Origin of the sequence: Vaccinium witches'-broom phytoplasma str. VAC (assembly GCF_000309405.1) — a bacterium.
GTDB lineage: Bacteria > Bacillota_I > Bacilli_A > Acholeplasmatales > Acholeplasmataceae > Phytoplasma.
The window spans coordinates 1-1,732 of the sequence record NZ_AKIN01000154.1; the positions used below are offsets into that span (position 1 = coordinate 1).

The window sequence follows — 1,732 nt, forward strand, 5'->3', positions numbered from 1 at the left end:
AAATATAAATAGAAAAAAAATTATTACTTAATGTATATTTTCCGCAACCAAAAAATAAATAATTTTAACTTTCTTTCGAACTTATCAACTACTCTATACTTGAATATCATGAATATCATAAGATGGTAGGTCCATTCTTTTAATATTTAAATTAATATCTTTTTTGAAAGTTTCATTATCTTTTTTTTGTTTTTCTAAATCTTTAATAATTTGTTGTAATTTAACCATTTCTTGGTGATTATCTTTTGCTTGATTATTGTTTTTCTCTTGTTTATCATCCCAAAAGATTATTCTTTTAGTAATAATAACAATTAAAATAGCCATTAAATTACCAATTAACAACCAAATTACTTCCGTCGGAATTGTCATTTTATCACCCTTCCTTTTCGTTGTTTAAAGTTGCTATTTCTTGATAAAGATTTTGAATTTGCATTTCTTTGTCTTTTTCACTTAAATAAGTATTGTTTTTCAATGCTAAAATATCTTTTTTCAATTGTTGTATCTTATCTTCTTTAAAAATATGTTGTTTGCTTTGTTCTAGATATGGCTTTGATTTCGCTTTTTTAGCAGCTTGTCTTAAAATTAATTTATTTATTTTAGTATCAATTGTCTTTTTACGTTGATTTAATTTTTGAATGCGTGATGAAACGAAAAAATGAGAAACATAAAAATTTTTAATACCGATGACAATTTTTTTAATTAACAAATAAATTTTTTTACAAATCATGAAAAAAAACTTATAACCTTTTAAAATAATATAAAACATAGTAAACATTAATAATAAATCTAATCTTCTAGCTAAACTGTCAGTACTGAAATCAGTTAACCATGTTTTTAAAAATGCTAATAATGACATTATTGATTACCTTTGTTTTGTTCTTTTTGTTCAATGTCGTTAATATCTTGGTTATAAGTTGTTAAAATACTAATAATTGCGTCTCTTGTTTGTTCGTAAGATTGTTTAGTGGTTGGATCTAAGTTAGTATCTTCTAATAATTGGTTTAATTTATTTGCATCACTTTCTAAACGTGTTTTTGTTATCATCGGTTTTTGTAAAGCTGCTTGTAATTTAGCAATAGTCGCTTTTGATAAAACATCTTCATCAATTAAAAATTGTTCTCTTGCTTTTGACGCATCTAATTTTTTCATTAAAGCTTTTTTAGGTTCTGATTTTTTAGTAATATATTCCGTTAGGAATGGAATCTGCGGCAGTTTGTCAGCTTGATGTAAAATAAACATTAATTGTAAAAAAGATGATACAAATAAAATAATTAATAAAAAGCTCTTAGCAGTAATTTTTAAACCATAAACGGCTTTGGCTTTTTTGCTTTTTTTTGGAGTGTTTGGTGTTTGTGGATTTTGATTTGATGAAGTATTATTATTTTGTTTGATATTATTATTTTTTGAAGGTGAACTTTTTTTGATAATTGGCATGCTTATATGCTCCTTTTTTATTTTTTTAAATTTTTAAATCTGGTTTTTATTCCAATTCTTTTAATAATTTGTTTATTTGTTCGATAATAAATAATTTGTCTTTTTTATCAACCTTTTTATTGGTAGTTTTTTTATTAAGTTGTTTTTTAGCATTCATCGGTTGAGCATGAGTGCTTTTTTTTCTTACAGCCATTTTTTTACTTCCTTTCTTAATCATGGTTTTCTTACCCATAAAGTAGGAGAAAAAAAGAAGGAGAAAATTAAAGGAGTTCTAAAAAATTTTTCCCCTTCTTTATGG

At 24.1% G+C, this 1,732-nt stretch carries 4 protein-coding genes; all 4 read right to left on the bottom strand.

All coding sequences use genetic code 11. The features are described 5' to 3' along the window. Positions 1–93: 93 nt before the first annotated feature. Genes RI68_RS02620 through RI68_RS04080 form a run of 4 tightly spaced genes read right to left on the bottom strand, consistent with a single transcriptional unit; the run spans position 94 to position 1,627 of the window. Positions 94–369: a hypothetical protein gene (locus tag RI68_RS02620; RefSeq protein ID WP_017193687.1), complete on the bottom strand. Its 276-nt coding sequence runs from the start codon at positions 367–369 to the stop codon at positions 94–96. 4 nt (positions 370–373) lie between these two features. Beyond that, positions 374–856, bottom strand: coding sequence for a hypothetical protein (locus RI68_RS02625; protein ID WP_017193688.1), 483 nt, complete (start codon positions 854–856; stop codon positions 374–376). Then, positions 856–1,434 carry a hypothetical protein gene (locus RI68_RS02630; protein WP_017193689.1) on the bottom strand — a complete coding sequence of 193 codons (579 nt, stop codon included), beginning with the start codon at positions 1,432–1,434 and terminating at the stop codon, positions 856–858. The genes RI68_RS02625 and RI68_RS02630 overlap by 1 nt, the downstream gene beginning before the upstream one ends. A 46-nt stretch (positions 1,435–1,480) precedes the next feature. Further along, positions 1,481–1,627: a hypothetical protein gene (locus RI68_RS04080; RefSeq protein WP_017193690.1), complete on the bottom strand. Its 147-nt coding sequence runs from the start codon at positions 1,625–1,627 to the stop codon at positions 1,481–1,483. Positions 1,628–1,732 lie beyond the last annotated feature (105 nt).